Raw genomic sequence first — 6,052 nt, 5'->3', positions numbered from 1 at the left:
AGGTAGCGCGCCGGTGAACCTCGACGTGGCCACGGGTGGCGGCACGTACGCCTTCATCGCTCGCATGATCCAGACCGCCGGGGGCGTGAAGCCCGGTGCCTTTTCGACACCCGTCACGGTGACGGTTGCCTACCAGTAGGTCTCGAAGGCCGCCGCCGCGGCCAGGAGAAATCGCCATGTACCGTCCACATCATCGCTCCCGCCGTCTCACTGGCACCCTCGGCCTGCTGGGCCTGGCCTTGTTGGCCAGCACTCCGGCTGTCGCGGATACGTGCAACTACGTCGCCGGCGAACCGACGGCGAATAGGACGCCAGCTGCCTTGACCGGCTCAGTCACCGTCGGGCGTGACCAGGCGGTTGGCTCCACGGTGGCTACCTTATGGAACAACATCGAAGCGTATAACATGCGCATCGACTGCGACGCCCCGACCGTTTCGTTCACCAACAAGATTGTCTCCGCCCCCTATCCGCGCCTGGACATCTCGGTTCCTGGCGTGCCCGATGGTGCACTGTTCGCCACGCCGGTGGCGGGAATCGGCGTTTGGGTCCGGACGGTCGTGGAGTACACCGAAGCAGGCAGGTCTCGGAACTTTAGCACTCCGTTGCAGCCGCTTCGCTGGGTCGATGCCTTCCTGGTCAAGTACGCAGACGAGGTTGGGACGGGCGTCATTCGCGGCAGCGACCTGCCGCGGGTGCAACGCAGCGCCGGCGACAACAGGCTGTTGATCATCGACATGGGCTTTACCGGCCAGGTCAACATTATCGGCAGCACGTGCCGGACGCCGGACGTCCTGGTCAAGCTAGGTGATCACAAGACCACCTCGTTGTCGGGCAAGGGCGCTGGCACGGACTGGGTGCCGGTGCCGATCGTGCTCACCGATTGCCCGGCATTCCATGGCAGCTCGCGAATCGACTGGTACGCCGGTTCGGACTACACGGCAACCGTCAATCCCAACACCATCGGCTTTACGATCAACCCCACCACCGGCAGCAGCGATCTGGCCAATGGCCTGATCGAACTTGCACCAGGTGGCGCTACCGGCGTCGCCGTGCAGTTGGCGGACGCCAATACGCGCCCAGTGCCCATGCAAGCCAAGCACGACAGCGGACTTACGCTCACAACCGCGAGCAACGGAACCTACACGATCCCGTTGCAGGCCAGGTACATCCAGACCGGCGAAGTCGTCACCGGTGGCGCCGCCAACGCTTCCGCCACCGTGACCTTCACCTACCTCTAGGTGCGCAGCTTCCACCCGGTGCGGAATATCCACCACACCACGGCCACGCACGCCAGCAGGAACCCGAACGTCGCCGCCAGGCTGATGCCCACGCTCACGTCCGACACCCCGTAGAAGCTCCAGCGGAATCCGCTGATGAGGTACACCACGGGGTTGAACAGGGCGATCTTCTGCCATAACGGCGGGAGCATGTTGATGGAATAAAATGCGCCGCCCAGGAAGGTGAGCGGCGTGACCACCATCAGCGGGATCACCTGCAACTTCTGGAAGTCGTCCGCCCACAGGCCGATGATGAAACCGAAGAGGCTGAAGGTGGCGGCGGTGAGTACCAGGAAGCCGACCATCACGAACGGGTGCTCGATGTGGTACGGAACGAAGAACCGCGCGGTGACCAGTATCAGCAGGCCCAGCAGCACCGACTTGGTCGCTGCGGCACCCACATAGCCAAGGATGGCCTCGATGGCCGACACGGGCGCCGAGAGCAACTCGTAGATCGTCCCCGACCACTTGGGCAGGTAGATGCCGAACGAGGCATTGGAAATGCTCTCGTTGAGCAGGGAAAGCATGATCAGGCCGGGGATGATGAAGGCCCCGTAGCTCACGCCGCCTATCTGGCCCATGCGCGAGCCGATCGCCGTGCCGAAGACGATGAAGTACAGCGACGTGGAGAGCACCGGCGAGGCGATGCTTTGCATCAGGGTGCGGAAGGTGCGAGCCATCTCGAAGCGATAGATGGCGGCGATGGCGTGGACGTTCATGCGCGATCCCCGTGCACCAGACTTACGAAAATGTCTTCCAGCGAGCTCTCCTCCGACTTCAGGTCCTTGAAGTCGATGCCCTGTTCGTTGAGGCGACGGAGCAGGGCGGCGATGCCGGTTTCCTCGGCCTGGGTGTCGAACGTATAGGTCAGCGACTGGCGGTCGTCGGCCAGCGTGAGCGGCAGGTCGGCAAGTGATTCGGGAACCGCATCGAGTGGTGCCTGCAGGGTGAGCGTGAGCTGCTTCTTGCCCAGCTTGCGCATCAAGGTAGCCTTGTCTTCCACCAGGATCAGCTCGCCCTTGTTGATCACGCCGATGCGATCGGCCATGTCCTCGGCCTCCTCGATGTAGTGGGTGGTGAGGATCACCGTGACGCCCGTTTCGCGCAGTGCGCGGACCATCTCCCACATGTCGTGGCGAAGTTCCACGTCCACGCCCGCGGTGGGTTCGTCCAGGAACAGGATGCGCGGCTCATGCGCCAGCGCCTTGGCAATCAACACGCGCCGCTTCATGCCGCCGGAGAGCGTCATGATCTTGGCGTCCTTCTTGTCCCAGAGGGACAGCCCGCGCAGCACTTTCTCGATGTGCGCGTCGCTGCGCGGCTTGCCGAACAGGCCGCGGCTGAAACTCACCGACGACCACACCGTTTCGAAGGCATCGGTGGAGAGTTCCTGCGGCACCAGGCCGATGGCCTCCCGTGCGCGGCGGAAATCGGTCAACACGTCGAAGCCGTCGGCGGTGACGGTTCCCGATGTCGGTCGCACGATGCCGCAGACGATGCCGATCAGGGTGGTCTTGCCTGCGCCGTTGGGGCCGAGCAGGGCGAAAATCTCGCCACGGCGAATATCCAGGTCGATGTTCTTCAGCGCCGTGTGGCCGCTCTTGTACGTCTTGCCGACGCCCTTGATCGAGACGACCGGTCCGGGGTGGGCTGCTTCAGCGTGCATGCGTTCACCTTGTGTGGAGTGCATCAGTGCACCGCGGGTGCGGCACCAGTATTGGGGGCGACCTCGCGCAGCCACAAGGCGCCGATCACCGCGGCCAGGGCCGCGAAGGCAGCGCCGATCAGGAAGGCCAGCCGGTAACCCGCGGTCAGGTCAAGGAGAGGCGAGTCCGTGCCGGCATGGTCGCTGGTCACCGCCGCTATGCTAGCGAGCACCGCCAGGCCCAGCGCGCCGCCAAGCATGAACGCAGTGTTCACCACGCCTGATGCCAGGCCAGAGTCGCTCGGACCCACCTCGCTCATGGCGGCCATCAACACCGGGTTGAAGGCGATGCCGGCGCCCAGGCCCAGCAGAAGCATGGGCGGCAGGATGTCTTTGATGAAATTCCCTTCTATGGGAACGCGGGCAAACCACAGCAGTCCAACCGTGGCCAGGACAAGCCCGGCCACCAGTGGTTTGCGCACGCCAAAGCGCATCACCAGCTTCGCCGACAGGCCCAACGAAAATACCGCCATCAGGATATTGGCCGGCAGGAAGGCCATGCCCACCTTCATCGGGTCGTAGCCAAGCACCAGCTGCAGGTAAAGCGCGGACAGGAAGAACCAGGCGAACATGGAGGCGCACCAGAGCACGCCAACCACGGACGAAGTGGAAAGATTGCGCAGGCGGAACAGGCCCAAAGGCACAAGCGGGGCCCGTACGCGTGATTCGTTTACCAGGAAGGCGATGAACAGCAGCACGGCCAGGCCGCCGAAGCCAAGCGTCTGCGCCGAAAGCCAACCCATTTCGCGACCACCGACCACGGCGTATACCGCCAGCATCAATGCTGCCGTGATCGATACGGCGCCGACCAGGTCCAGGTGCCGTGTGGCCGGCGGCGTATGCACCGTCGGCAGCAGCCGCCACGACCAGGCGATCACCAGCAGGCCGATCGGCAGGTTCACCAAAAATACCCAGTGCCAGCTCAGCGCGCTGGTCAGCACGCCGCCCAGCATGGCTCCGATGCTGCCGCCGCCGGCACAGACGAAACCATAGGCGCCCATCGCCTTGGCGCGGTCGGCGGGGGCAGGGAACAGGTCCATGATCAGCGATAGCGCAACGGCGGTAACGACCGCACCGCCGATACCCTGCACGGCGCGCGACACCACAAGCACCGTTCGTGTGGTTGATACGCCGCAGGCAAGTGACGCCAGCACGAAGAGGCCGATGCCCAGCAGGAAGAGCCGGCGATGGCCGTAAAGGTCACCCAGTCGTCCTCCCAGCAGCAGGAATCCGCCATAGGTGAGCATATAGGCGTTGATCACCCAGGCCAGCGCCGTTTCATCGAAGCCGAGGCTGGCCTTGATGGAGGGCAGGGCGACATTCACGATGGTCGTATCCAGCACGATCATCAATTCGCCCAGGCAAAGCAGAATGAGGGCCAGCCAGCGGCGATCGGCAAGGGGATGGTCGGTCATTGGGCGTCCATGGTGGCGGAATACGCATGCGTCGAACGGGCCGGCCACATTTCGACATCGCGCATGGTACACCCGGTGTGATGGGCCGCCGGGTGATACGGGTTTGCACGGGGAGCGCTAGGCTACGCTCGCAGTTCCCAACCCAATCCAAACCTCGGAGTGTTGCCATGCGTTCCATTTACCGCCGTGCCATCGTATCCACCCTTTTGCTGGCATCCGCTTCGGCTGCTGCCGCTGCGTCGCCAACGACGGGACTAGGCCAGTCCTGGCCCAATACTTCCGACGTCAGTGCGAGTCCGGGTTATCACGTTTACGTCTTCGAAAAGCAGGGTGTGCGCTACGTCCAGGTCAACGATGCCGCCGGCACCGTCCGCGGCGCCATTGCCTACACCGACGCCAATACCGTCCTGGATCTGCCCGTCGGTGTGGATGCATCGCGTTGGGTCACCGTGACCGACAACACCGCGCCGGCTGCCACCGAGCAGGTTTACCAGGACGCTGCCGTGACGGTGATCGTGGCCCCGCAGCCCGATGGCTCCGCGCGCATGATGCTTGCCCCAGGCGACTGCGATAACCCCGCGCAGTGCTCGATCCGGGTTCAATAAAACCTGAAGGTCAGGAACGCTCGGGCCGGGCTTCGGCCCGAAGCGTTTGTTTTCTTGTACCCATCAGCAGGGTGCCGGAGAGCGCGAACGCAAGGAACACCTGGACCTGGATCGTTGCCGGGTCGAGGAGGCCCTTGGCCGTGACGGCCAGGGCCAGGCTCGCCCCCATGCCACCCACCGCCGTCCCGTGCCATCCGTGGCGCCAGGCCAGGCCCAGGACCGGCCAGAGCAAGGCAAGGCGGGCCACCTGGCGGAGGGTATCGTCGTGCGTTGTGGCGGCAAGCCAGGCGATGCTGGCCAGCGCTGGAAATACCCACCAGAAGACGTCGCGGAACAGGGGGCTATGCCAGATCACCGAGATGCTCAAGGTTTTGTCATGGAGCGCACGTACGCGTTCATGGAGCGCGAGGATCATGGGTGTGAGCGTGAGCGCCCCCAGGTAGGCGCCGAGCACGTAGGCGAAGAAAAAATCCACTGGGGAAATCTCTGGCCACTTGCCCGGAGAATGGAGCAGGGCGGCGATCAGGGTGGCGGTGGTGATTGCGGCCGTGATGACCGCGGCGCCCAATGTCGCCAGCAGGATCATCGGCATCCTCAGGCGACCATCGGGGTCATACAAGGGCCAGCGCTCGCGTATGGGCTTCAACAGTGGCATCCACAACGCCACGGTTGGAAACGAGGCCAGGATCGCCCATGGAATGCCGAAGCGTCCGGCGCAAAGCACGGCGTTCTCAACGAGCGGCAAGCCCTCGCCGATGGCAATCGCGGGCCAGTAGCGCACCGGCAGCAGCAACAGGCAGGCCAGGCGCAGGCCGGTGGTAAGCAGGAACTGCGGAAACGAAACATACAGGGCGACCTGATAGATCACGCCATAGGCGGCGGCGATCGCAATGTGCTGACCCCACACCCAGGGTGCCGCCCTGACAATTTCGCCCTCCGTGCTTCCCTTCACGCAAATCGCCCCTAGCCTGGTGGTTGTGGTCCGCCGCTACCCCGACAAGAATGCCACGACTGCAATTAAAACATGGGTCATAAGTCTCACGTCTGCAA

At 63.9% G+C, this 6,052-nt stretch carries 6 protein-coding genes; 2 read left to right on the top strand and 4 right to left on the bottom strand.

Annotated features, from left to right (window positions below; all coding sequences use genetic code 11):
* Positions 1-176: 176 nt before the first annotated feature.
* On the top strand, positions 177-1,238 hold the full coding sequence (locus VK519_RS13755) for a fimbrial protein (RefSeq protein ID WP_324350679.1): 1,062 nt from the start codon (positions 177-179) through the stop codon (positions 1,236-1,238).
* Here VK519_RS13755 and VK519_RS13750 read toward each other — a convergent pair.
* The 3 genes from VK519_RS13750 to VK519_RS13740 are packed head-to-tail and all read right to left on the bottom strand — an operon-like array spanning position 1,235 to position 4,397.
* Positions 1,235-1,996 carry an ABC transporter permease gene (locus VK519_RS13750; protein WP_324350677.1) on the bottom strand — a complete coding sequence of 254 codons (762 nt, stop codon included), beginning with the start codon at positions 1,994-1,996 and terminating at the stop codon, positions 1,235-1,237. The two genes, VK519_RS13755 and VK519_RS13750, sit on opposite strands and share 4 nt — an antisense overlap.
* The gene (locus VK519_RS13745) at positions 1,993-2,943 is read right to left on the bottom strand and encodes an ABC transporter ATP-binding protein (RefSeq protein ID WP_324350675.1); all 951 of its coding nucleotides are present in this window, start codon (positions 2,941-2,943) and stop codon (positions 1,993-1,995) included. The genes VK519_RS13750 and VK519_RS13745 overlap by 4 nt, the downstream gene beginning before the upstream one ends.
* A gap of 23 nt (positions 2,944-2,966) precedes the next feature.
* Entirely contained in the window at positions 2,967-4,397 is a 1,431-nt protein-coding gene (locus tag VK519_RS13740; RefSeq protein ID WP_324350673.1) for a DHA2 family efflux MFS transporter permease subunit, read from the bottom strand.
* 167 nt (positions 4,398-4,564) lie between these two features.
* On the opposite strand from VK519_RS13740, the gene VK519_RS13735 reads away from it, so the two are divergent.
* Positions 4,565-5,002 carry a hypothetical protein gene (locus VK519_RS13735; RefSeq protein WP_324350672.1) on the top strand — a complete coding sequence of 146 codons (438 nt, stop codon included), beginning with the start codon at positions 4,565-4,567 and terminating at the stop codon, positions 5,000-5,002.
* Positions 5,003-5,012: 10 nt separating this feature from the next.
* Here VK519_RS13735 and VK519_RS13730 read toward each other — a convergent pair whose 3' ends face one another.
* Positions 5,013-5,954 carry an MASE1 domain-containing protein gene (locus tag VK519_RS13730; protein ID WP_324350670.1) on the bottom strand — a complete coding sequence of 314 codons (942 nt, stop codon included), beginning with the start codon at positions 5,952-5,954 and terminating at the stop codon, positions 5,013-5,015.
* Between the last annotated feature and the right edge of the window lie 98 nt (positions 5,955-6,052).

Source organism: Pinirhizobacter sp. (assembly GCF_035317885.1).
Classification (GTDB): Bacteria; Pseudomonadota; Gammaproteobacteria; order Xanthomonadales; family Rhodanobacteraceae; genus Pinirhizobacter.
Note: the sequence above shows the minus strand (reverse complement) of the source record. Positions and strands in the feature narration are given on the sequence as shown.

What these genes read in the sequence shown, in the direction of transcription:
- VK519_RS13755 (WP_324350679.1), top strand. Translation starts at nt 177, where the DNA reads ATGTACCGTCCACATCATCGCTCCCGCCGTCTCACTGGCACCCTCGGC.
- VK519_RS13750 (WP_324350677.1), bottom strand. Translation starts at nt 1,996, where the DNA reads ATGAACGTCCACGCCATCGCCGCCATCTATCGCTTCGAGATGGCTCGC.
- VK519_RS13745 (WP_324350675.1), bottom strand. Translation starts at nt 2,943, where the DNA reads ATGCACGCTGAAGCAGCCCACCCCGGACCGGTCGTCTCGATCAAGGGC.
- VK519_RS13740 (WP_324350673.1), bottom strand. Translation starts at nt 4,397, where the DNA reads ATGACCGACCATCCCCTTGCCGATCGCCGCTGGCTGGCCCTCATTCTG.
- VK519_RS13735 (WP_324350672.1), top strand. Translation starts at nt 4,565, where the DNA reads ATGCGTTCCATTTACCGCCGTGCCATCGTATCCACCCTTTTGCTGGCA.